At 41.5% G+C, this 21,396-nt stretch carries 23 protein-coding genes and 1 pseudogene; 17 read left to right on the forward strand and 7 right to left on the reverse strand.

Annotated elements, in window-relative coordinates:
• The first annotated feature begins 416 nt into the window (after window positions 1-416).
• From VB732_RS23630 to VB732_RS23665, 8 genes are all read left to right on the forward strand, one after another.
• The gene (locus tag VB732_RS23630; protein ID WP_323233335.1) at window positions 417-713 is read left to right on the forward strand and encodes a hypothetical protein; all 297 of its coding nucleotides are present in this window, start codon (window positions 417-419) and stop codon (window positions 711-713) included.
• Window positions 714-1,376: 663 nt separating this feature from the next.
• Entirely contained in the window at window positions 1,377-2,198 is an 822-nt protein-coding gene (gene sppA / locus VB732_RS23635) for a signal peptide peptidase SppA (RefSeq protein ID WP_323233336.1), read from the forward strand.
• A gap of 102 nt (window positions 2,199-2,300) precedes the next feature.
• Complete coding sequence (aroH, locus tag VB732_RS23640; protein WP_323233337.1) at window positions 2,301-2,711, forward strand: chorismate mutase; 411 nt, start codon at window positions 2,301-2,303, stop codon at window positions 2,709-2,711.
• Between the two features lie 171 nt (window positions 2,712-2,882).
• A complete protein-coding gene (locus VB732_RS23645; protein ID WP_323233338.1) occupies window positions 2,883-3,431 on the forward strand; it encodes an opioid growth factor receptor-related protein in 549 nt (182 codons plus the stop codon).
• Window positions 3,432-3,747: 316 nt separating this feature from the next.
• Window positions 3,748-5,136: a cytochrome P450 gene (locus VB732_RS23650; protein WP_323233339.1), complete on the forward strand. Its 1,389-nt coding sequence runs from the start codon at window positions 3,748-3,750 to the stop codon at window positions 5,134-5,136.
• Between the two features lie 844 nt (window positions 5,137-5,980).
• Complete coding sequence (locus VB732_RS23655) at window positions 5,981-7,990, forward strand: cation:proton antiporter (RefSeq protein ID WP_323233340.1); 2,010 nt, start codon at window positions 5,981-5,983, stop codon at window positions 7,988-7,990.
• Window positions 7,991-8,094: 104 nt separating this feature from the next.
• Window positions 8,095-9,156 (forward strand): S-methyl-5-thioribose-1-phosphate isomerase, encoded by a 1,062-nt coding sequence (mtnA, locus tag VB732_RS23660; RefSeq protein ID WP_323233341.1) that lies wholly within the window; start codon window positions 8,095-8,097, stop codon window positions 9,154-9,156.
• 124 nt (window positions 9,157-9,280) lie between these two features.
• The gene (locus tag VB732_RS23665) at window positions 9,281-9,763 is read left to right on the forward strand and encodes a GNAT family N-acetyltransferase (RefSeq protein ID WP_323233342.1); all 483 of its coding nucleotides are present in this window, start codon (window positions 9,281-9,283) and stop codon (window positions 9,761-9,763) included.
• A gap of 148 nt (window positions 9,764-9,911) precedes the next feature.
• On the opposite strand, the gene VB732_RS23670 is transcribed toward VB732_RS23665, so the two are convergent.
• Window positions 9,912-11,333 (reverse strand): NADP-dependent isocitrate dehydrogenase, encoded by a 1,422-nt coding sequence (locus VB732_RS23670; protein ID WP_323233343.1) that lies wholly within the window; start codon window positions 11,331-11,333, stop codon window positions 9,912-9,914.
• A 274-nt stretch (window positions 11,334-11,607) separates the two neighbouring features.
• On the opposite strand from VB732_RS23670, the gene VB732_RS23675 reads away from it, so the two are divergent.
• The 4 genes from VB732_RS23675 to VB732_RS23690 are packed head-to-tail and all read left to right on the forward strand — an operon-like array spanning window position 11,608 to window position 14,021.
• Window positions 11,608-12,336 carry a GUN4 domain-containing protein gene (locus tag VB732_RS23675; protein ID WP_323233344.1) on the forward strand — a complete coding sequence of 243 codons (729 nt, stop codon included), beginning with the start codon at window positions 11,608-11,610 and terminating at the stop codon, window positions 12,334-12,336.
• A gap of 10 nt (window positions 12,337-12,346) precedes the next feature.
• The gene (locus VB732_RS23680) at window positions 12,347-12,619 is read left to right on the forward strand and encodes a BrnT family toxin (protein WP_323233345.1); all 273 of its coding nucleotides are present in this window, start codon (window positions 12,347-12,349) and stop codon (window positions 12,617-12,619) included.
• On the forward strand, window positions 12,606-12,872 hold the full coding sequence (locus tag VB732_RS23685) for a hypothetical protein (RefSeq protein WP_323233346.1): 267 nt from the start codon (window positions 12,606-12,608) through the stop codon (window positions 12,870-12,872). The genes VB732_RS23680 and VB732_RS23685 overlap by 14 nt, the downstream gene beginning before the upstream one ends.
• 51 nt (window positions 12,873-12,923) lie before the next feature.
• Window positions 12,924-14,021, forward strand: a complete 1,098-nt coding sequence (locus tag VB732_RS23690) for an ABC transporter ATP-binding protein (RefSeq protein WP_323233347.1) — start codon at window positions 12,924-12,926, stop codon at window positions 14,019-14,021.
• 126 nt (window positions 14,022-14,147) lie between these two features.
• On the opposite strand, the gene VB732_RS23695 is transcribed toward VB732_RS23690, so the two are convergent.
• Complete coding sequence (locus VB732_RS23695; protein WP_323233348.1) at window positions 14,148-14,303, reverse strand: hypothetical protein; 156 nt, start codon at window positions 14,301-14,303, stop codon at window positions 14,148-14,150.
• A 77-nt stretch (window positions 14,304-14,380) separates the two neighbouring features.
• On the opposite strand from VB732_RS23695, the gene VB732_RS23700 reads away from it, so the two are divergent.
• Together VB732_RS23700 and VB732_RS23705 are read left to right on the forward strand one after the other, a co-directional pair.
• The gene (locus tag VB732_RS23700) at window positions 14,381-15,004 is read left to right on the forward strand and encodes a Uma2 family endonuclease (protein ID WP_323233349.1); all 624 of its coding nucleotides are present in this window, start codon (window positions 14,381-14,383) and stop codon (window positions 15,002-15,004) included.
• A gap of 283 nt (window positions 15,005-15,287) precedes the next feature.
• A complete protein-coding gene (locus VB732_RS23705; protein WP_323233350.1) occupies window positions 15,288-16,055 on the forward strand; it encodes a superoxide dismutase in 768 nt (255 codons plus the stop codon).
• A gap of 115 nt (window positions 16,056-16,170) precedes the next feature.
• On the opposite strand, the gene rsmG is transcribed toward VB732_RS23705, so the two are convergent.
• Window positions 16,171-16,908, reverse strand: a complete 738-nt coding sequence (gene rsmG, locus VB732_RS23710; RefSeq protein ID WP_323233351.1) for a 16S rRNA (guanine(527)-N(7))-methyltransferase RsmG — start codon at window positions 16,906-16,908, stop codon at window positions 16,171-16,173.
• A gap of 101 nt (window positions 16,909-17,009) precedes the next feature.
• Window positions 17,010-17,684, reverse strand: coding sequence for an energy-coupling factor ABC transporter ATP-binding protein (locus VB732_RS23715; protein WP_323233352.1), 675 nt, complete (start codon window positions 17,682-17,684; stop codon window positions 17,010-17,012).
• 568 nt (window positions 17,685-18,252) lie between these two features.
• Here VB732_RS23715 and VB732_RS23720 point away from each other — a divergent pair.
• The 3 genes from VB732_RS23720 (at window position 18,253) to VB732_RS23730 (ending at window position 20,208) form a co-directional block, all read left to right on the forward strand.
• Window positions 18,253-19,212 carry a Sll0314/Alr1548 family TPR repeat-containing protein gene (locus VB732_RS23720; protein WP_323233353.1) on the forward strand — a complete coding sequence of 320 codons (960 nt, stop codon included), beginning with the start codon at window positions 18,253-18,255 and terminating at the stop codon, window positions 19,210-19,212.
• Between the two features lie 79 nt (window positions 19,213-19,291).
• Entirely contained in the window at window positions 19,292-19,744 is a 453-nt protein-coding gene (locus tag VB732_RS23725; protein WP_069070833.1) for a DUF3531 family protein, read from the forward strand.
• A gap of 8 nt (window positions 19,745-19,752) precedes the next feature.
• Entirely contained in the window at window positions 19,753-20,208 is a 456-nt protein-coding gene (locus tag VB732_RS23730; protein ID WP_323233354.1) for an NUDIX hydrolase, read from the forward strand.
• Between the two features lie 37 nt (window positions 20,209-20,245).
• Here the strand turns inward: VB732_RS23730 and VB732_RS23735 are convergent, their stop codons facing one another.
• The 3 genes and pseudogenes from VB732_RS23735 to VB732_RS23745 form a co-directional block, all read right to left on the reverse strand.
• A complete protein-coding gene (locus tag VB732_RS23735) occupies window positions 20,246-20,626 on the reverse strand; it encodes a type II toxin-antitoxin system HicB family antitoxin (RefSeq protein WP_323233355.1) in 381 nt (126 codons plus the stop codon).
• On the reverse strand, window positions 20,592-20,867 hold the full coding sequence (locus tag VB732_RS23740) for a type II toxin-antitoxin system HicA family toxin (RefSeq protein ID WP_323233357.1): 276 nt from the start codon (window positions 20,865-20,867) through the stop codon (window positions 20,592-20,594). Before VB732_RS23740 ends, VB732_RS23735 begins: the two co-directional genes overlap by 35 nt.
• 98 nt (window positions 20,868-20,965) lie before the next feature.
• A pseudogene (locus VB732_RS23745) lies at window positions 20,966-21,253 on the reverse strand (hypothetical protein).
• Window positions 21,254-21,396: the final 143 nt, after the last annotated feature.

The following is a 21,396-nucleotide window of genomic DNA, read 5'->3' on the forward strand; positions in this document are numbered from 1 at the left end:
GTAGCTAACTCGGTAACTGCCTTAAGAATAGCGGAAGTCAATGGGATGGGGAATGGGGAATTGGGAATTGGGAATTGGGAATGGGATTTATAACTCATTTCTCTTATGCCCCTGAATGTAAAGAGGGCTGAATATTAACTTAGATTAAAGATGCTCTCAGAAAAAAAAGCTATTATTAAACGTGCTGCAAACCAATGAATAGATGCTAATCTTGAACAAAAGCTTATCGTGCAAGGGTTTGACAGATTTAAGTAATTCTGGAAAGCCCCAGCACGTGCTGTAACTAGTAACCGCTTCTTTTAATGAAAACTTAAGATTTTTGACAGATTGTCTACTTAGGAGCGATCGCACGTATTGTAGAAAATGACAAACCGCTATCTCGCTAGCGTCATCTCTACTCACGGAGTTTGTCCTAAATGACTATTTTCGTTAACTTTCTCCGCTCTTTACTACTTACAATCGTTTTTAGTTTTGTCGCTCCCATCTTCCTCGTTGGCGGTGGAATGCTCTTTTTATCCATCATCGGCTCTTTTCCCGGCTTACAAGAGTTAAGCGAAGCGATCGCTACTCAAATTATGCATTTTCTCACCATTTTTGGCAGTGGAACTCCCCTACATGGATTATTTGTCATTAGCTTGACCTGTAGTTTCGTCGGGGCACTGTTTGATACGTATGTTTGCTATAGGTATCAAATTTTACGGATTGATTCTTAGGTAATATTAATAGCTTTGTCAGGGTTTATTGGCTTTACAAGCGAGGAAAGTTGATATTTTCCAAAGTGAAAGTACTACTGGCCTTAACCTAAATATGGATTAGTGTGGCTTAATGGATTTTTATTAATTAAGTAGGTCGGTGTGAATATTTATCATTAGGATAAGGCAAGAGACAGGAGGCAGAAGGCAGGAGTAAAGAGGGTTTTGGTCTACTTTGATTTTGTTAACATAGGTTGGTTTTTTCCGAACGTTTTACTTAAATTGATTACCGAAATTATTGACTGAGTACTTATTAGTTATTAGTTACCAATTACTGATAATTAGTGCAAGTGTGCGACTTTAGCAAAACAATTTTAAAACAGTCAAAAAGCCTTAATAGTAAAGGCTTTGAAACTTTGAGTTATGCAAAATAGCTAAAATAGTCTGTGCCAAATCACCACATTGGGCGCTAGACTAGAGTTTGGCATTTTGTGTTAGCTGCAATCTTTAAGGAATTTATTAGCATTCATCGAGAATATCAAATAAAACTCACTGCAAAATATAAAAACTTCCTTAAAATCCTGATAAACACAATGCCTGCTCATGTTTCTTAACAGAGCAAAGGAGGTCGTCTGACCTCTGGGGATCTTATATTGAGTTTATTACGAGGTATGTTTACAGCTCATGGTTTGGCCGTTTAAGCCCAAGTTTAGAAAACAAATTGCGCGGATTGAAATTACTGGTGCGATCGCCAGCACTACTCGCAAACGTGTCCTAGAAGCACTGAAAACTGTAGAAGAAAAAAAGTTTCCGGCATTATTGCTGCGTATCGATAGCCCTGGCGGTACAGTCGGAGATTCTCAAGAAATCTACAGCGCCCTGAAGCGTTTGCGCGAAAAAATTAAAATCGTCGCAAGCTTTGGCAATATTTCGGCTTCTGGAGGAGTCTATATCGGCGTGGGAGCCGAACACATCGTTGCTAACCCAGGAACGATTACGGGTAGTATTGGTGTGATTCTGCGCGGAAATAACTTGGAACGCTTGCTAGAAAAAATCGGTGTTTCCTTCCAGGTAATTAAGTCTGGCCCTTACAAAGACATATTGTCTTTTGATCGGCAGCTGACTCAACCAGAAGAAAACATCCTGCAAGAGTTGATTGACACAAGTTATCAGCAGTTTGTCCAAACGGTAGCAGATGGCCGTTCTTTAACAGTAGAAGCTGTGAAAAGTTTCGCCGATGGCCGGATTTTTACTGGACAGCAAGCCCTAGAGTTGGGTGTTGTAGATCGCTTAGGCACAGAAGAAGATGCCCGTCGCTGGGCAGCAGAATTGGTCGGACTCGATCCAGAAAAAACTCTCTGCTATACCCTAGAAGAACGTAAACCCTTATTGAGTCGCCTCTTACCAGGGAGTCGTCAGGTTTCATCAGGAATTCGATCTGGTATTGATTGGCTCGAATTTGAAATGTCTACTAGTGGTTTACCGTTGTGGTTATATCGACCATAAATGGTTGTTTGTCATTGGTCATTTGTCCTTTGTCCTTTGTTCAGGTCAAATGACCAATGACCAGTGACTAATGACTAATGACTAATTAAGGAGGATTTTGGCGTGGAGTGGCAAATGCGAGCTATTCGTGGGGCAACAACCGTTTCAGAAAATACTGTTGAGGCAATCCGAGAAGTAGTGACAGAACTACTGGATGAACTAGAAAATCGGAATGAATTTCAGCCTACAGACATGATTAGTGTGACTTTTTCAGTGACACGCGATTTAGATGCGATTTTTCCAGCTGCGATCGCTAGAGCGCGTCCAGGTTGGGATAATGTCGCCATGTTGGATGTGCAGCAAATGCACGTTGAAGGTAGCTTACAGCGCTGCATTCGTTTTTTAATTCACGCTTATCTGCCAGCCTCCGCCTCAATTCATCATATTTATTTACGCAACGCCGCTAGCTTGCGTCCTGACTGGAGTTTGCCTCAGATACAGACATCACAGCCAGCAGTTAAGTCAAAAGTGTAAATTATTTAAGAAAATTTATATAAAAGGTAACAGGGAAAACTAGGTCGCCCACAAGGAGCGATGTTTTAAGCTACTCTGTAATACAAAATTTTTTTGCATGTAAGGGGCGACATTTGAAACCTTTAATTTATTGCGTAAAAAAATTACAAAATTAGCTACTTATGTTGCTTTATGAATCATGAACAAATTAGTGCAATCCTTGTTCCATTCTACTTAGGAGAGCAAAGAGATTCACAAGGTCGCACTATTCAAGAAATATGGACTTGGAATTTTGAAGAATTAGAGTGTACCCACGATTATATTCAGTGGTTGTTTCCTTTACCTGAGCGAAGTGCATTTAATCCTAATGCACCCATTGTTGACGAAGAAGTAATTCAAGCATTTCAAAACAACCCACGCCTCCGTCAAAATTTGCTGCGCTCCTTGACAGTTATACTTCAGTTTTATGGGTTACAACGTCACGAGAGTAATGACGGAAAAATAGTTATCAGCCAATCAGAAGACTATCCAAATCGGAAAGGCGAATGGGTTTCTATATTTAACCACAATTATCTTCGCATCACTCGGATTTTAAAGTGCTTAATGAGATTTGGATTGGAGAATGAAGCCCAAGCATTTTATGAATGCTTGCGGCAAATCTACCGTGAGAATAGCGATCGCATTGGAGGTGAAACATTCCAGCATTGGACAAGTGCAATTAAAGCCAATACGACAATATAGCGTTTCTCGAATGGAAGCAATACACTTTGACCTCACTTCCATTCCTCTCTCCTAAAAGGCTACGGTGTACACACAAGTCTTGTTGCAGTTATATCTTTATTAAAAAAATTTCACACTGCGTTTCTATCCGCCTCGGAATGAATTCCGAGTCTCATAGCTGAACTTTAGTTCGCCGTCAAGACGAAAAACTGATTATTGTATAGACGACGATTCATCGCGTGTCTTGCCTTAACCTAATCCTTCTATTGGGGGAGGAATTTAATATTAACAGTGAATTAATGTTCTTGAATATACACAAGTCTAGAGGTTTTTCCCTGTGGCTAAAGATGTATTCGATTTGTCAGCACCCTCGGCTAACTCTATTGTTGGACATTTATTCGAACTTGGACAAGATCCATTAGAATTTCTGACTCGTTGCCGTGATTATGGTGATATTGTTCCTTTACAGTTAGGGTTAACATCTAGTTGTCTAGTAACTAATCCTGAATATATAGAAGAAGTTCTCAAAAATCGCAACGATTTTATTAAAAGCCGAGGTTTACGCGCCTTAAAAAGCTTATTGGGAGAAGGGTTGTTAAGCGCAGAAGGAGAATCTTGGTTTTGGCAACGTCGCCTTGCTCAACCAGTATTTCACCAAAAACGCATTAATGCATATAGTGAAACAATGGTAGAGTACACCAACCGAATGCTTCAAACTTGGCACGATGGTGAAACTCATGATGTTCATGAAGATATGATGCACCTGACGCTGCAAATAGTTATGAAGTGCATATTTAGCGCTGACGTAGATGCAGGAGAAGCAAAAGTTGTTGCTAATGCCCTAGATGTGGCAATGCAGTGGTTTGAAAGTAAGCGGCGACAAAATTTTTTGGTATGGGAGTGGTTCCCAAGACCTGAAAACGTCCGTTATCGTGACGCTATTGCCCAAATGAATGCAGCTATTTATAAACTGATTCAAGAGCGTCGCAACAGTAAAGAAAAAACCAATGATTTGTTGACAATGCTAATGGAAGCGAAAGACGAAGAAACAGGTCAACAGATGGATGATAAACTGCTGCGGGATGAAGTCGCTACCTTAATGTTGGCAGGGCATGAAACTACTGCAAATACTTTATCTTGGACATGGATGCTCTTGGCACAAAATCCCGAAGTCCGTGAAAAATTAGAATCAGAACTAAATCAAGTCTTGCAAGGAAAGTTACCAACTCTCGAAGACCTTGGGCAATTAGTTTATACACAGCAAATTATCAAAGAATCAATGCGGTTATATCCTCCAGTACCTCTCATGGGGCGGGAGGCAGCAGTAGATACCCGCATTGGTGATTATGAAATTCCCCAAGGTATGGCAATCATGATTAGCCAATGGGTAATGCACCGTCATCCAAAATATTTTGAGAATCCTGAAGCTTTTCAACCAGAAAGATGGACACAGGAGTTTGAAAAGCAACTATCTAAAGGAGTATATATTCCCTTTGGAGATGGGCCAAGGATTTGTATAGGTAAAGGTTTTGCTCAGATGGAAGCGGCTTTATTATTGGCGACGATCGCTCAACGCTTCCAAATAGATTTAGTGCCAGGATACCCAATCGTACCACAGCCTTCAATTACCTTACGTCCAGTAAACGGTCTGAAGGTACAACTGAAGCAGATTGCGTCAGATGCTTCTAAAGATGGTAAACATCAACAAGTAGAAACTGCTTATTAGCAGACTACACATAGAGGGAATTCATGAATTGCCCTTATCAAAAAGCTTTTCTTTTCGGCTATTGTTTGGATAAGTCCTGAAATGAAATTATCAGGGTAGATTAAAGTAAATTCTTTTGGGCAATTAGTCGGATAATGAAAGCCGAGCCATCAAATACAGCAGATTGCAACTTAGTGAAGTAAAGATGACCTTAAGGGCACAGCAGTGCTGTGCTAGTGTGTTGACTCTATGCCTTTTGAGGGGGTAAAAATTCATGCAACATTTATGTAGTCATTGCGAGCGGAGCGAAGCAATCCCAGGCGATTGCTTCGCTTCGCTCGCAATGACAGGAGAGATATTTTTGACTCTCACAAAAATAGCATGAACCGAAAATCACCAAATTTTATCAAAGTCAACACCCTAGTGCTGTGCCCCTACCTGTGTGCTTCATTTACCTAAAAAACGCTGTATTTTTTGAAAAGTAACTCTCTGTGTAATTTAGTAAACCTCTTGTATACAGGGAGTTTCAATTGAATCGACCTGATATATAGGGGCATAAACAATGTTATGCCCCTATTGCGTCGCCTATTTACCTGAAAAAAGTAGGCAACTTTCGCCACAGTGTACTACTAACGATCTTTTACCCTACAGAGTAGATTGCACACAACCAAGAAGCGGTATAGAGTTAAGTCGCCAGTATTTTCCACCATTGAGTTAGAAATGTTTATGCTGATTGTGCAACATGGGCATATAAAACAATAGTCCATTAAATCTCTAGGTAAAAATCTGAAAGCGCCTATACTGGGCTTTGCCCTACTAAAGCTAACAGATGGAATTAAATGTTAACGCAACTCTAGGGCAGAGTATGACTAATTTTTTGCTAGCTTCCATATTATCTACACCGATTAAAGACCCTGTAGCAGTTTTCCTGATGATTTTGGGGATTATGCTAATTGCACCCCTGCTATTTGAGAAAATCCGACTACCAGGTATTGTGGGATTAATTCTGGCGGGGGTCATAGTTGGCCCTAATGGACTGGGATTATTGGCACGAGATAACACAATTGTGCTTTTGGGCACAGTCGGTTTGCTGTTTCTCATGTTCATGGCAGGATTGGAAACTAGCTTAGATGACCTGAAATCTAATGCTGATAAGGCAGCCATATTTGGAATATCTACTTTTGCCGTGCCGATGGTATTAGGTACTGTAGCTATGATGGCCATCGGCTATGGTGTATTACCTGCAATTCTAGTCGCTTCTTGTTTTGCCTCCCATACGCTACTAGCACTACCAATTGTCAGTAAATTGGGAATTATGCGCTCTCAGACATTGACTACCACACTCGGAGGCACATTAATCACCAATGTTTTGGCACTTTTGGTGTTAGCGGTGGTAGTGAGAGCGCATCAAGGCAGTTTAAGCCTACAGTTTTGGTTATTCCTGATTCCTTCACTGATTATCTACACATTTCTGACACTATGGGGTCTACCTCGTATCGGTCGCTGGTTCTTTCAACGATTTGGACATGATGAAGGAGCAGAGTTTACCTTTGTCCTAGCTACCTTGTTTATAGTTTCCTATGGGGCACAATTAATCCAAATTGAACCAATTATTGGCGCTTTTTTAGCCGGAGTTGCTATTACCCAGCTAATTCCTCAACTTAGCCCTCTGATGAATCGGATTCAATTTATTGGGAATACGCTGTTTATACCCTTTTTCTTGATTTCTGTGGGAATGTTGGTTAATCCCCTGATTCTGATTCAAGAACCGCGATCGCTCTTAGTATCAGGTGTCATGGTAACTGTTGCCATTATCGCTAAGTTCATTCCTGCATGGGGTTCGGGCAAGTTATTCGGATTCAACTTTGACAATATTATGTTGATGTTTGGGCTATCAGTAGCTCAGGCAGCTTCCACTCTGGCTGCAATCACCGTTGCTTACAAAATCGAGTTGGTCGATCAGTTAACAGTGAATGGCACGATCGCTATGATTTTAGTTACCTGCATTGCTTCTCCTTGGGTAACAGATCGGTGGGGAAGAAAAATCAAACCAGGACAAGCGAGTATTCAAAGTCATCAGGTAGGAAATCTGGGCGATCGCGTTTTAGTACCAGTTGCTAACCCCAGCACTGAAGATAACCTGCTCAATTTGGCAATACTCTTAGCAAAATCAGCGACAGGTACTTTATTACCACTCCACATTTTAATTGAACAAAATTCCCCTATTTCTCCAGAAGACAAAGCTAGACAAAGCCAATTACTTTCAACCGCAGAAATGATTGCCCATGCTGCGGTCGCTAATGTTATTCCCATTGGTCGGATTGATGAATCAATTGATAAGGGAATTGCTCGTGTAGCAGAAGAAAAACAGGCCAGTGTGATTGTCTGCGGCTGGAAAGGTTACTCTACTTATCAAGAAAATCTCTTTGGCGGTGTCATTGACAAGATTGTAAATCGCAGTAGCGTGCCTGTTTTAGTAACTCGATTCCCATTGCCAATTCAGCATACAACACGAGTTTTTCTGGCTTTCACCACCCAGCAAACTTATGCTAGTTCTTTTAAAGAGAGTATCCAATTAGCTAAAAGTCTGGCAACAGAACTTAAAGCATCTCTACAACTTTTACAGGTTGTAACAGCGCGGGGAGTACCTATCGATTTGAGTGATGCCGGATTGACAGAAGATACACCCATTCAAAACGTGCGAGGCAATTTTGTGCAGCAAGTTTCTCGTTTACTAACAACCAACGATCTGCTAGTCTTAAACGGGTCTGTTGAGCAGAAAACTCAACTAGCTCCACTTTTAGGCCGGATACCAGAAGCGATCGCTCGCAATCATCCTGAAGTTGCTATGATTATTGCCTACTTTCCCAAATAATCCCAAGATTAGGAAGAAGTGAGAATGTCCAATCCTCAATACCCAATATCTTCCTATGACTTTTAAATTTTGAATTTTTAATTTTGAATTCGGAGCGAAGCAACGTGACACCTTCTTTAAACCAGGTTTATCCCGTTATTTGGCACAACGACTCAGTGTCACTAATTGATCAAACCCGCCTACCAAACGAATATACATTCGTGGAAATTCACCGCAGTGAAGATATGGCGCGGGCAATTAAAACGATGATTGTTCGAGGTGCGCCAGCAATTGGTGTGGCTGCGGCCTATGGTATGTATCTTGGTGCAAGGGAAATTGAAACTAGCGATCGCCATGAATTTTTAGATAGCTTAGATAAAGTAGCCCAGTTGTTGCGTTCTACTCGTCCGACGGCAGTAAATTTATTTTGGGCAATTAGCCGGATGATGAAAGCCGCCTACGAAACGCTGGGAACGGTAGAAGAGATTAGGGAAACCCTTTTCCAAACAGCCCAAGCAATCAATGTTGAAGATTTGCAAACTTGTCAGGCGATCGGCGATCATGGTTTGGCAGTTTTACCCAATACTCCCGAAAAGCTGACGCTGCTTACTCACTGTAACGCTGGTGCATTAGCTACGGCTGGATATGGCACAGCTTTGGGTGTGGTGCGTTCCGCTTGGAGGGAAGGACGTTTAGAACGTTTATTTGCCGACGAAACTCGTCCCCGCTTGCAAGGCGCAAAACTCACCACTTGGGAATGTGTGCAAGAAGGTATTCCAGTTACATTAATTACTGATAATATGGCAGCCCATTGCATGAAACAGGGTTTAATTCATGCTGTAGTTGTGGGTGCTGACCGAATTGCTGCTAATGGTGACACTGCTAATAAAATTGGTACATATAGTGTTGCGATCGCAGCTAAAGCGCATAATATCCCCTTCTTTGTCGCTGCGCCCCTTTCCACTGTTGATTTTGAATTAGCCGATGGCAGCCAAATTCCCATTGAAGAACGCGATCCAACAGAAATTTATCAAGTTGGTGATACTATTCTCACACCTGAAGGCGTAGATTTTTACAACCCAGCATTTGATGTGACTCCGGCTGAGTTGATTACAGCGATCATTACAGAGAATGGAGCGATCGCACCTGATAAATTAGCAAAATCGCAGGTAAAGCAATTAGTGTAAGTGAGTTAGATGAACCTCTCTCTGTCTTTAACTCTTACTTTCCACGGGGTTTGGAAGGGAGTGGTTTAAATAATAGTTCGGTGGCTTCATTGCTTGGAAACCTTCGGAGTTAACTGGAGTTCAGATGGAAATGCGGATTGAACCTTACGACGCTCATCAACTTGATGCAGTCATTCGTCTTTCGCTTCGAGCATGGACTCCGGTCTTTGATTCGATTCAGAAAGTGATGGACTTTGACGTTTACCAGGAATTCTATCCCGATTGGCGTGTGAGCCAGCAAAAAGCTGTCGAGGGTGTCTGCGGTGCAGAGGACACAAATGTATGGGTTGCTATCGATGCTGATTCAACCGTGGGCTTTGTAGCCGTGAAACTACACTCAGAAACCAGCATGGGTGAAATCTACATGGTCGCTGTCGATCCAGACTTTCAAGGTCACGGCATTGGCAGCGCTCTGACACAATTCGCCCTTGATTGGATGAAAGATGCTGGAATGTCTGTTGCTATGGTCGAAACTGGAGGCGATCCCGGTCATGCCCCAGCACGTCGCACCTATGAAAAGCTGGGCTTCAGCCTGTTACCGATCGCCAGATACTTCAAGAAGCTCTAGCTAAATACCGGCGGAACCAGTTAGGGAATTTGAACGCACCCCATCTAGATCAGAGATTATCTTTCCCTCTCCGAGTCGGAGAGGGACAGGTTTTACACAGTAAAACCAGGGAGAGGTCTTTTTATTCGACTAATTCCCCCTAGTATACTTAACCAAAATGTTGAACAATTGCGTCAGCAAATTCAGAACATTTTAAGGGTTCAACAGGCGGTTCTAGCAATCGGGCTAAATCGTAGGTGACTTGACTATTTGCGATCGCATCGCTTAAACCTTTCTTAATTAGGTCTGCGGCTTCTTGCCAACCCATAAATTCCAGCATCATCACACCAGACAAAATCACTGAACCTGGATTAATCCGATCTAATCCAGCGTGTTTGGGTGCAGTGCCGTGGGTAGCTTCAAATATGGCACTAGAATCACCAATATTTGCCCCTGGCCCCATTCCTAATCCCCCAACGATCGCAGCAGCAGCATCAGACAAGTAATCGCCGTTCAAGTTCATCGTCGCCAGAATCGAATACTCATCTGGTCTGGTTTGGATTTGTTGAAAAATACTGTCAGCAATCCGGTCATTCACCAAAACCTTCTCTTTCCATTTGCCATCGCCGTGGGTTGCCCAAATTGTGTTAAGAACAGTTTCAACTTCCTTGACAACTTGCGCTTTCTTGTCTGGAGTGAGATTATCAAACCCAGGTTCAATCTGACGGGCGTTTTCTTCCAAGGAAATATTCGGATTTTTTTCCTTGTTACTCAAAATCCAAGATTCTTGTTCAGTGACCGTTTCTTGGCGGAATTCACTAGTTGCTAGTTCATAACCCCAATCACGAAAAGCGCCTTCGGTGTACTTCATAATGTTGCCCTTATGCACCAAAGTCACTTGTTGCTTGTTTTTGGGCAATAGCAAAGCGTGTTTGATGGCACGTCTCACTAGGCGTTGGGAACCAGTTTTGCTGATGGGTTTGATGCCAATACCAGAATCAAGAGGAATACGTTTTTTCCCATGTTCTGGGGTGGCGGGGATTAATTCTTCATTGAGAATTTTAATTAAGCGATCGCCAATTTCGCTACCTTGTCGCCACTCAATGCCTAAATAAATATCTTCCGTATTCTCCCGATAAACAATTACATCCAGCTTTTCGGGATTTTTGTGGGGTGAGGGCGTACCTGCATAGTAACGGCAAGGACGCACGCAAGCATACAAGTCAAAAATTTGTCGTAGTGCCACATTTAAAGAACGAATTCCTCCCCCAATGGGAGTAGTCAAAGGCCCTTTAATAGCCACACCGTATTCTTCAATTGCTGTTAGAGTATCTTGAGGTAAATACTGATAAGTTCCGTATAAATCACAAGCTTCGTCCCCAGCATAAACCTTAAACCAGCTAATTTGACGCTGACCCTTATATGCTTTGGCTACCGCAGCATCAAGAACTTTTTGGGTAGCAGGCCAGATGTCGATACCTGTACCATCGCCACGAATAAAGGGGATAATTGGATTGTCCGGTATAATTGGTTCACCATTCTTGAAGGTGATCTTTGCTCCGGCTGCGGGGGGGGTAATCTTTTCGTACATCGTTCACACACTCCTAATCGATACGCTGCTAGTCAAAAAAACCTTATGTGGCAGGCTTGTATATTTTGCTATGTCTTTTGTTCACCAAGCCATAAGGCAAAGATTTTCCCCCTATTCTCCTTGTACATTATTTGGGGATTAAGTGTGGGATTCAGTGAAGCGATCGCAATTTTGTACGATTAAAAATAGTAAACTACTTTTCGCTATCAATGCTTTTTTTAAGTAAAGCCCGATAGCTTACCGCTCTTTCACTGACCGCTAAAACAAGAATGGCATGACAGACCCAATGATTTTATCAGGCCCTGCAAATGACATCGAATCCCTCCGACGACCGTTAATCGCCGGGTCTGAAAAAGTCCAACAACAGATAATCCTACAATTAGCTGAGTTGGGTAATGAGGGATTAGACGTGTTGATGGAATTTTTACTGAAACGACGTGAGAACCCAGCGACTTGGATTGATGGCAAAGCTTACCAAGTCCTCTATAACTCTGATGCACCTCAAGTCAAAGAATTTCTACGCACTTGTTTTCCTGAAGGAATTGTACCTCTAAAATCAGAGTGCGGGATTAACTACAATTCTTTGCAACAGCTACTTGCTGCTCAAGACTTTCAAGCAGCCGATCGCGTCACCATCGAAAAAATGTGTGAACTATCAGGCCCAACGGCTGTACAACGAAAATGGTTGTACTTTACTGAGGTAGAAAAGACCTCGGCTGTTGACTTGCAAACCATTAACAATCTCTGGTTAGTCCACTCCGAAGGTAAATTTGGCTTTTCAGTACAGCGAGAAATCTGGTTGAGTTTGGGTAAAAACTGGGAGAACTTCTGGCCAAAAATTGGCTGGAAAGAAGGTAATAATTGGACGCGATACCCTAACAGCTTTACCTGGGATTTGAGTGCGCCTAGAGGTCACTTACCCCTTTCTAATCAACTTCGGGGAGTAAGAGTATTTGCTTCTTTACTCTCTCACCCAGCTTGGTCGAAGAATCCAGACAAATGATTATAATTTCATGAAGTTCGAGTGGGACGAAAACAAAGCAGCAATAAATCTTTTAAAACATCAGGTTTCGTTTGAAGAAGCCAAAACTGTTTTCGATGATCCGCTTTATGTTGACTTCTACGATCCAGACCACTCTGATAATGAGGAGCGTTACCTTATTATTGGAGAATCAAGTCGGGGACGCTTACTAATCATGTCGTATACAGAGAGAGGAAATTCGATTCGTCTCATTAGTGCAAGACAAGTAACGCGATCTGAGCGAGAAATTTATGAAGAAGGGTAAGCCAGAAATGGAAGATGATCTGCGATCAGAGTATGATTTAAAAAGTTTAAGGGTCAGAAAGTTCGGCCCGGAACGAAAAAGCTTTGGGAAAACAACAATTCGTTTAGAACCGGATGTTGCAGAGGTTTTCCCCAATGCCGATGCCGTTAATGAGGCTCTAAGATTTCTGATTAAAGTTGTGCAGGATAACCAAGTTTCTGCATTTACAAAGCAGCCTCACAGTTCCTCGGAAGGTGCGGATAAAAGCTCCTAATCTTTAGTTGGAAGTGCCGCAGATCCCAAACTGAAAATATCAAATTAGATAATGGCAAACGTTCGTCTAGAAGATATTAAACGTAGGTTTAATAATGTCACTGCTATTGAGGACATCACCTTTGAAATTCCTGATGGCGAATTTTGGGTTTTAGTTGGGCCATCGGGTTGTGGTAAATCTACAATTTTGCGAACGATCGCAGGTTTAGAAAGCGCTACATCTGGCAAACTCTATATTGGCGATCGCTTGGTGAATAATATCCCAGCCAGACAACGGGATGTAGCAATGGTGTTCCAAAATTACGCTCTCTATCCTCACATGAGTGTGGCGGAAAACATTGGCTTTGGCTTGCAAATGCGGAAGGTTGACCGGAAAATCATTCAAGAACGCGTGATGAATGTGGCGCGATCGCTTTCTCTGGATCATCTACTGGATCGTAAACCTAAACAACTCTCCGGGGGACAGCAACAACGAGTAGCATTAGGAAGAGCGATCGCTCGTGAACCCCAAGTTTTTTTACTTGATGAACCTTTATCTAATTTAGATGCCCAATTACGCGACGATACAAGGGCAGAATTAAAACAGTTACATCAAGAATTAGGAATTACCACAATTTACGTCACCCATGATCAAGTTGAAGCAATGACTTTGGCTGATAAAATTGTTGTGCTAAATCGCGGGCGAATTCAACAAATCGGCGATCCCCAAAGTATTTATGCAAGTCCTGCTAATCAAATGGTGGCAAGTTTTTTAGGCAGTCCACCAATGAATATTTTGCCTGCAATCTATGAAAATAACGGTTTTGATGTGAGTGGACAGTTATTAATGATTCCAGCAGATGTGAAAGAAAAATTACAGTTGCGTCAGGGACACAGTTATGATTTGGGGATTCGTCCAGAGCATATTTTTATTAAGGAACCGCAAAATCGCCAAGAAGGAAATGAGAGTCAGCTGATTGTGGAAGTTAAGGTGGTGGAACCTTTGGGAAGGGAAACTTTGATTCGTGCTGGTTTACCTGGTTCGGCGGTGATGTTGAATATTCAGGTGGGTGGGGATGTGCGTCTGCGTCCAAGCGATCGCCTTTCTCTACAACTCGATTTAAATTACTTGTTTGTATTTGATCCCAAAACTGGGGACAGAATATTATAAGCGCTTCGGAGTTTAAAATATAATTGTTTTGTGTGCGATCGCTGTGATGGAGTGTAGGGGCAATCGCTGTAATTGGTGGCGAGGGATAGGTTAGCGATCGCATCCAGAATCATCACCACACCGCCGTTAATCCAATTTTTGACCGTAATGACCTTGCCCCTGCATCGTGCGATGCCTGCGGCAGGCGTAGCCATCGCGGTCATTTGTTAACCCAATATCGACAATTTGCTGTATCTCTTGCTGAGTAAAAATCTTGGCGCATCCATGCCGATTTACTTTCACCTTTGGCCGCTACACTAACTCTTAATTTTCAGGTTACAGCAGTGTGAACTGTTTATATTCATAATCAGGATGAAATAATGATTCAATCACTACAAAAACTATTTACATTTGATGAATATTTAGGCTTTTTAGAAACACAACCGGAAAACATTCGTTATGAATTACACGATGGAGATATTATTCAAATGCCGCTACCATCAGGCAAACACGAGCAAATAGTAGCATTTTTAACAATGATATTAGGGTATGAGTGTCTTCGTCTTAAACTTAATTACGGTATACCTAAAACCGCCACAGTGAAGCCAGAAAATAAAATGTCAGGGTACTATCCTGATGTTTTATTAATAAATTTTTCTAACTTGGGTAATGAACCATTATGGGAGAAACAATCTATTCTTAGTAAACCAGCTTCAATTCCATTAGTGATTGAAGTAGTCAGTACTAACTGGAGAGATGATTATCATAAAAAGTTTGCTGACTATGAAGAAATGGGTATTCAAGAATATTGGATTGTGGATTATGCTGCTTTGGGTAGCAAAGAATTGATAGGCGATCCCAAACAGCCAACAATCACAATTTACTCTTTAAGTGATGAGGGTGAATATCGTGGGAAACAGTTGAGAGGAGACGATCGTATAGAGTCTCCAACATTTCCAGATTTAAATCTAACTGTTGAACAAATTTTTTCAGTGCGTTATTGATGAATTAGACGTTATCTTTCCGATAATTCCCTTAACACCCCGTAGTGTCTCTTGTAGCGACGGGGTTTATTTTTGGTGGTTGGGTGCGAACCTATGATTAGTTGTAAAAAGATAGTTTAAGTAAAAATACACAATGTTTTGAATGTTAGTACTTAATATTACAAGTCTTATAAAGAGTTTCTTAAACTGCCAGAAATAATCGCCAATTTCCAATTTTTTGTAGCCAGAATCTAAGAAAATAAAACTGCAATAGAGACTTGATTGATTCGCTGCAAAAAATTATATGACTATTAATCGACGCAATTTCTTGTTCTTACTCACAGCAAGCGCGGGTGCTTTTGCATTAAATGCTTGTGCATCGGCAGAGAAATTTCCTCAAGAAAATACTGCAAATTCCGCCACAACACCAAATACAACACCAAATATAACAGGGGCTATCCAACTACCGCCTTTACCTTACGCCTACGAAGCGCTTGAACCACATATTGATGCTAAAACGATGCAATTTCACCACGATAAACACCACGCAACTTATGTAAAAAACCTAAATGCAGCGTTAGATAAACACCCAGAACTTAAAGGAAAAACTATTGAAGAACTGTTGCAAAAACTTGATAGTGTACCACAAGATATTCGCAGAACAGTACGCAATAATGGCGGCGGTCATGTTAACCACTCGATGTTCTGGGAAATTATGAAGCCGAAAGGTGGAGGAGAACCAACCGGAAATATAGCTTCCGCAATTAATCAAAGTTTTGGCAGTTTTGCAGCTTTCAAAAAACAGTTTAATGAAGCTGGTGCTGGTCGTTTTGGTAGTGGTTGGGTTTGGCTGGTGCGTAATAAAGGCGGCAAGTTAGAAGTGACAACTACAGCTAACCAAGATAGTCCCTTAAGTGCAGGTAAATATCCCATTTTAGGTAATGACGTATGGGAACACGCATATTATCTCAATTACCAGAATCGCCGCGCCGATTATTTAAATGCTTGGTGGAATGTGGTTAATTGGGATGAGATTAATAAACGATTTGCAGCAGGAAGTAAATTAGCTTAAACATTGAGATGTTGATATTCCATTCCCGTCAATGTAATTCGTAATTACAACCAGTGGAAGCTTGCACTCTTTCCGATTACGAATTACGAATTACGAATTACGAATTACGAATTAGTCAAAGAGGCTTTTGAGTAGGTACACCAATAGCACGAGGAAAATCAATCGGTGTGATAGCTACCTTACGCAAATAAACACAGTGCCGGATGCTGTGACTCAAGGGTGTTGTAAATTGTTCGATTGATTCAATAACTCCACCCAACAGCTTCACAGCATTCTGCAAAGCTGTTGTTTCATCGTCTGTCCAATTACCGCGATAAATTATGGCTAAACCTCCCTGTTTGAGCAGTGGTAAAGTATATTCTGCACAGACAGAGGCTGCCCCTACAGCACGAATCAATGCAATATCATAAGCTAGCCGATGCTGAGGATGCTGACCGATTTCCTCAGCCCTACCAACAAGAGTTTTGGCATTAGTAAGGGCAAGTTTAGATAATAATATATCGTCGATAAAAGTAATTTTTTTCTGAGTGGAATCGAGAAGAGTAATTGTGCAATTAGGTACTGTCATTGCCACTGGAACACCCGGAAAACCTGCACCTGTACCAATATCGATGATATTAGGGAAAGTTGGGGATAAATTTTCTGATAACAGGGGCGCAATTCCTCGTAGAGAATCCCAGAGATGTTTTTCCCAAAACTCTTGGGGGTCAGTAATACGAGTTAAATTTAGTTGACGATTACCTTCTAGGATTAACTCATAAAGTCTTTGGAATTGTTCTTGCTGTTGGACAGTTGGTTGCCAATTTAGAGTTTGCTGCCAGATTTCTGCCATCTCAGGCAATAGGTTTGTCATTTGTCATTTGTCATTTGTCATTTGTCATTGGGCATTGATCAATAATTAATAGTTATTCTCCCCTGCTCCCTGCTCCCTGCTCCCTGCTCCTCAATCTTCTTTTATACCGATGGTAAAGGTTCTTTGATTTTGGATTCTAGTGTTTTTGGGTCTACTGATTGTAGTTCGCCGTGGTTGAGTGTCCAGCAATGATCTGCGATCGCTAAAAGATCCCCAGCATCGTGTGTCACTATCAATAATGTCCAATCTTGTTTTAGTTTCGCTAATAAATTTACCAGTTGCCGACGCATTGACCAATCTAATCCAGCAGTGGGTTCATCCAATAATAGTAAGTTTGGCTGGCGAATCAATTGCACCGCCAAAGCTAAACGTCGTTGCTGACCACCACTCAAAGCATGAGGGGCGGCGGAAAGCGATAAATGTTCTAATCCCACCTCAGTTAGGGCCTCTCTAACTCGTTCTGACCCTAACTCAGGATGCCCTAAACGCAATTCTTCTAAAATTGAACCACCGCAAAAGTGCCGTTCTGGAAACTGAAACACCAACCCAGCTAATTGTTGTAGCTGTTCGGCTATGAGTTCTTGTTCCCGCCAAAAGAGTGCGCCAGCAGTGGGTTCGGCTAATCCCGATAAAATTTCTAGTAAGGTACTTTTTCCTGAACCACTAGGGCCAATAATCAAACCTAGCTGCTGGGGTGCTAATTCCAAGTTGATCGATTTAAGAATCGCTGTTGGGCACGCTGTGGGGTGATAATTTACATTTCGGAGATAGAGCATTTGTTAAGATTACCAAAAAGTCAGCAAATTACTGATTAGCTACACTGAGAGGATCTGGAAAATTCTGGAAAAATTTATAAAACAAAATTCAGGAGTCAGAAACCAGAATGGGCTAAATCTTAGCTATCCGCTAACAGAATTGAATTCTGAATCAATTTAGCAGATAGCGCCGACGGCACGCCAAGGGCGAACGAGTGTCGCGTCTTGATTCTGACTCCTGAATTCTGACTTCTGAATTCTTCTTCAAAATGCATTACCTGGATTAACAGCTTAATCTAGCAGCAAGAATCATCCAATTTTTCTCCATTGTGGCAGACTCACCATTAAACAATGGCTATGAAGAGCCTGGAAATATGGAAAAATTACCAAAGTGAACCTTTATATAAGAAAATTTGGGTTGAGGCAGAGGCAAGGCAAGTTAACACTTCGACTTCTTTACGAGACGCTGCGCGTTAGCGGAGCTTTCGCTTTAGCGATACGCTCAGTGTAAAAATTAATCATTTTTTGCATTCTTGCATTCTAAGTAACACATACAACTATTTCATCGGCAATTATTCTGAGGGTTAAAATGACTAAAAAGTTTTCTTCGCCTCGATTACTAGTGCCTATGAGACTCGCTACCCTTGCTCAGACTGCTTTTAGAGTTGCGTTCGCCTTTGGCGTTGCCCCTTGGGCAATCGCACTTAATATATGGGTAAATCCCTCTTTAGCTGGCGATCCATTCCGTAATAACGAACCTCATCAAATTGGCGACCAAACAGAAGCAGCTTTTAAAGCGATTTTCCAACAGGGCAACTATCCAGCAGCAGAACGTTATCTGGAACAAGCAATATCCAAAGAGCCAAATGAACCTCTAGCTTATGCAATGAGCGCATCTTTGGCATACGGAAATAAGGATTGGGCTAAACTAAATACTTACAGTCAAAAAACTCTAGAAGCCGGACAAAAACTGATTGCTAGCGATCCATTGCGTGGTAATTTATACACTGCCGTTGGTCATTTTTTAGAAGGTGCAGTAATTCTCACCCGTGAGGGTACTGTGAACGGTGTACCACAAGCTTTTAGTCGACTGCGGCAAGTTTATGAATATTTAGATAAAGCCGAAGCAATTTCTGCCAACGATCCAGAACTGAATTTAATCAAAGGTTATATGGATTTATTATTGGCGGTTAATTTGCCTTTTGCTAGTCCAGATCAGGCAATTGGACGCTTAGAAAAGAATGCTGCTCCTGGGTATCTCGTAGATCGCGGTATTGCTCTTGCTTACCGGGATTTAAAACGGTATCCACAGGCACTAGAATATGTCAATCGGGCGCTCAAAACCACATCCGATAATCCAGAAATTTATTATCTCAAAGCCCAAATCCTGAAAAACCTGGGACAAAAAGAAAAAAGCCAGCAAATGATCCAGGAAGCGATCGCTAATTTTGACAAAGCATTGACTAAAAAATCTCAACTCCCAGGCGATTTAGTCAAACAAATTGAGCGTGAACGCAAAAATGCTGCTAGCCTAAGTGATGCTAGGTAATTGGGCATTGACGATTGATTAAATTTTTTCCCAATTCCCAATTCTCCACTTTCAAAGAGTAATTAAGATATTAGACCAAATGGAAATTCAGTTCCGCGAAATTAATCCTTTTGATATGTGGATTTGGCTGAAATTCAGCACAAATCCTTCTGCGCGTGAAAAACAGTATGTAGAAGAAGTTTTCAATTCCTGGTTTTATCTGGGTAAATTGGGTGCATTTAATGCAGAGAATCTTCAGGTGCAGGACACTGGACTCGATATCAGCTACATGAATTATGATGAGCAAGGATATGATAAAAGCCTATTAGCACTGATGCACAACATCGGCGAGTTTGAATATGAGGGACAGTGGGGGCGTTGTTGGTTTGACTTAGGAACCAGTGATGCGATCGCATTAGATATCTTAATCAACGCCCTCACCCAGCTAAGTCAGGAATATGTGACCATTGAAGAATTGTACATCGGTGGCGAAAATCCAGATTGGCCTATTGAAGATAGCGAAAGTCGTCCTCAGTCTATTTATGATAATTAGTTACAAAAATGGCTAAAGCAGGCGAAATTAGGGTAATAGCTTTGGGGCTAATTCGGGATGGCGATCGCTTTGCCAACGCCAAGGGCGATCGCATATTTGTTTCTGAAGGCTACGATCCCGTAAAGCAAGAGACGTTTTATCGGGCTTTGGGCGGTGGGGTTGAATTTGGCGAAACTAGCCACGCAGCCTTAAAACGGGAGTTTCAAGAAGAGATTCAGGCGGAATTAAAGAATATTAAATATCTAGGTTGTATAGAGAGCTTGTTTACATTTAATGGTAAGCAAGGTCATGAAATTATTCAGCTTTATCAATGTGACTTCGTTGATTCTAAATTTTATGAACTGGAAAGTCTAATTTTTTCAGAATCACAACATCATAAACATAAAGCATTATGGATAGATATCTCTCGCTTTGAATCTGGTGAATTACGATTAGTACCTGAAGTCTTTTTTGAATATTTATAAATTATCTGGAAATTTACTAAGATTGCTTTCCTGTTAATTATCTAACTGCACTCAGCAAAGATACAATATACTGGTTGAGACTAACGCCTTCCCGTTCAGAAGTCTCAGCTAAACGCCGATGTAAAGATTTCGGCATCCGTAGTAGTAGTTTACCGCTATAGCTATCATTATTGCTTGGTAAGGGAATATCATCGCCAGCTTCATAAGCTGTCTCAATCCATAATTCCCGCACCTCATTGAGATTTGCCATCGTCTCTTCAAGGGTTTCACCTTGGGTAAGACATCCAGATAAATCTTTAATTTGAGCTACATATCCCCCCTCTGGATCGGGATAAAGTGTTACAGGGTACTGGAGATTTAAATAATATTCTAAGGACGGCTTCTCAATCTGCTGGCTCTTTTGGTTCAGTGTCTTCATCAATCCACTCTTCTAAATTTAATAATTCAACTATTTGCTGCACATAGATTCCCTTAACTTTTTGTCCTCCTGTTTTGGGTACAGTGATGGTTTTACCTTGGGAGTCTCGGAAGCTATGATGGCTACCCTTAGACCTTTTCTCCTCAAAGCCAAAAGCTTCCAATAAATAGTAAACTTCCTGAAACCGTACTTCTGGAGGTCGTTTTAGGAACTGATCTACTAATTTTCTTAATTTGCTCATCAAGAGATGATACTATATATAGTATCAAAAGTCTGAGACCTAAAAAATCGATTGCTTATTGTATAAATAAAAGGGCGATCGCTTCAATCAAGTCCGATCTACGTCAATTCTGCTTTAGATTTCGCCACCATTCCCGCACAGTAAGCACTCATCGTATCTGGATCTAACTCTTGGGTTTTTCCTGCACGGTATTCAGCCATTGCTTCGGCTGCAAGGAAAGCGAGTCCGTCAGGAGAACTGGCGAAAGCTTCATCCCAAGAACGTTCATCTTCTAGTTCTTCCAAAATCATCGCTGCGATGCCTGCGGCGGGCTACGCCTACGCATCTTGTTCATTTGCAGGCAAATTTTTGAGTTTGGCGATCGCTTCTTCAAGTAGCTCAGTCATGGCTGTTATACGAAAGTCATACTATAAATTATCTCTGTTTGCAAGCTGTTGCGGTTGTTAGGGCGCGATCGCAAACATTAAGGATTTTTAACTCTTGCTTTCTTTGCCCTCCTGCCTCTTACGCTTTGCCTCATGCCTTCATT

The organism is Nostoc sp. UHCC 0252, assembly GCF_034931145.1.
GTDB lineage: Bacteria > Cyanobacteriota > Cyanobacteriia > Cyanobacteriales > Nostocaceae > Nostoc.

Bases quoted from the DNA above. Each gene is read 5' to 3' on its own strand.
- VB732_RS23630 (WP_323233335.1), top strand. From the start codon at position 417: ATGACTATTTTCGTTAACTTTCTCCGCTCTTTACTACTTACAATCGTT.
- sppA (WP_323233336.1), top strand. From the start codon at position 1,377: ATGGTTTGGCCGTTTAAGCCCAAGTTTAGAAAACAAATTGCGCGGATT.
- VB732_RS23645 (WP_323233338.1), top strand. From the start codon at position 2,883: ATGAATCATGAACAAATTAGTGCAATCCTTGTTCCATTCTACTTAGGA.
- VB732_RS23655 (WP_323233340.1), top strand. From the start codon at position 5,981: ATGACTAATTTTTTGCTAGCTTCCATATTATCTACACCGATTAAAGAC.
- VB732_RS23665 (WP_323233342.1), top strand. From the start codon at position 9,281: ATGGAAATGCGGATTGAACCTTACGACGCTCATCAACTTGATGCAGTC.
- VB732_RS23670 (WP_323233343.1), bottom strand. From the start codon at position 11,333: ATGTACGAAAAGATTACCCCCCCCGCAGCCGGAGCAAAGATCACCTTC.
- VB732_RS23675 (WP_323233344.1), top strand. From the start codon at position 11,608: ATGACAGACCCAATGATTTTATCAGGCCCTGCAAATGACATCGAATCC.
- VB732_RS23680 (WP_323233345.1), top strand. From the start codon at position 12,347: ATGAAGTTCGAGTGGGACGAAAACAAAGCAGCAATAAATCTTTTAAAA.
- VB732_RS23685 (WP_323233346.1), top strand. From the start codon at position 12,606: ATGAAGAAGGGTAAGCCAGAAATGGAAGATGATCTGCGATCAGAGTAT.
- VB732_RS23690 (WP_323233347.1), top strand. From the start codon at position 12,924: ATGGCAAACGTTCGTCTAGAAGATATTAAACGTAGGTTTAATAATGTC.
- VB732_RS23700 (WP_323233349.1), top strand. From the start codon at position 14,381: ATGATTCAATCACTACAAAAACTATTTACATTTGATGAATATTTAGGC.
- VB732_RS23705 (WP_323233350.1), top strand. From the start codon at position 15,288: ATGACTATTAATCGACGCAATTTCTTGTTCTTACTCACAGCAAGCGCG.
- rsmG (WP_323233351.1), bottom strand. From the start codon at position 16,908: ATGACAAACCTATTGCCTGAGATGGCAGAAATCTGGCAGCAAACTCTA.
- VB732_RS23715 (WP_323233352.1), bottom strand. From the start codon at position 17,684: ATGCTCTATCTCCGAAATGTAAATTATCACCCCACAGCGTGCCCAACA.
- VB732_RS23720 (WP_323233353.1), top strand. From the start codon at position 18,253: ATGACTAAAAAGTTTTCTTCGCCTCGATTACTAGTGCCTATGAGACTC.
- VB732_RS23725 (WP_069070833.1), top strand. From the start codon at position 19,292: ATGGAAATTCAGTTCCGCGAAATTAATCCTTTTGATATGTGGATTTGG.
- VB732_RS23730 (WP_323233354.1), top strand. From the start codon at position 19,753: ATGGCTAAAGCAGGCGAAATTAGGGTAATAGCTTTGGGGCTAATTCGG.
- VB732_RS23735 (WP_323233355.1), bottom strand. From the start codon at position 20,626: ATGAAGACACTGAACCAAAAGAGCCAGCAGATTGAGAAGCCGTCCTTA.
- VB732_RS23740 (WP_323233357.1), bottom strand. From the start codon at position 20,867: ATGAGCAAATTAAGAAAATTAGTAGATCAGTTCCTAAAACGACCTCCA.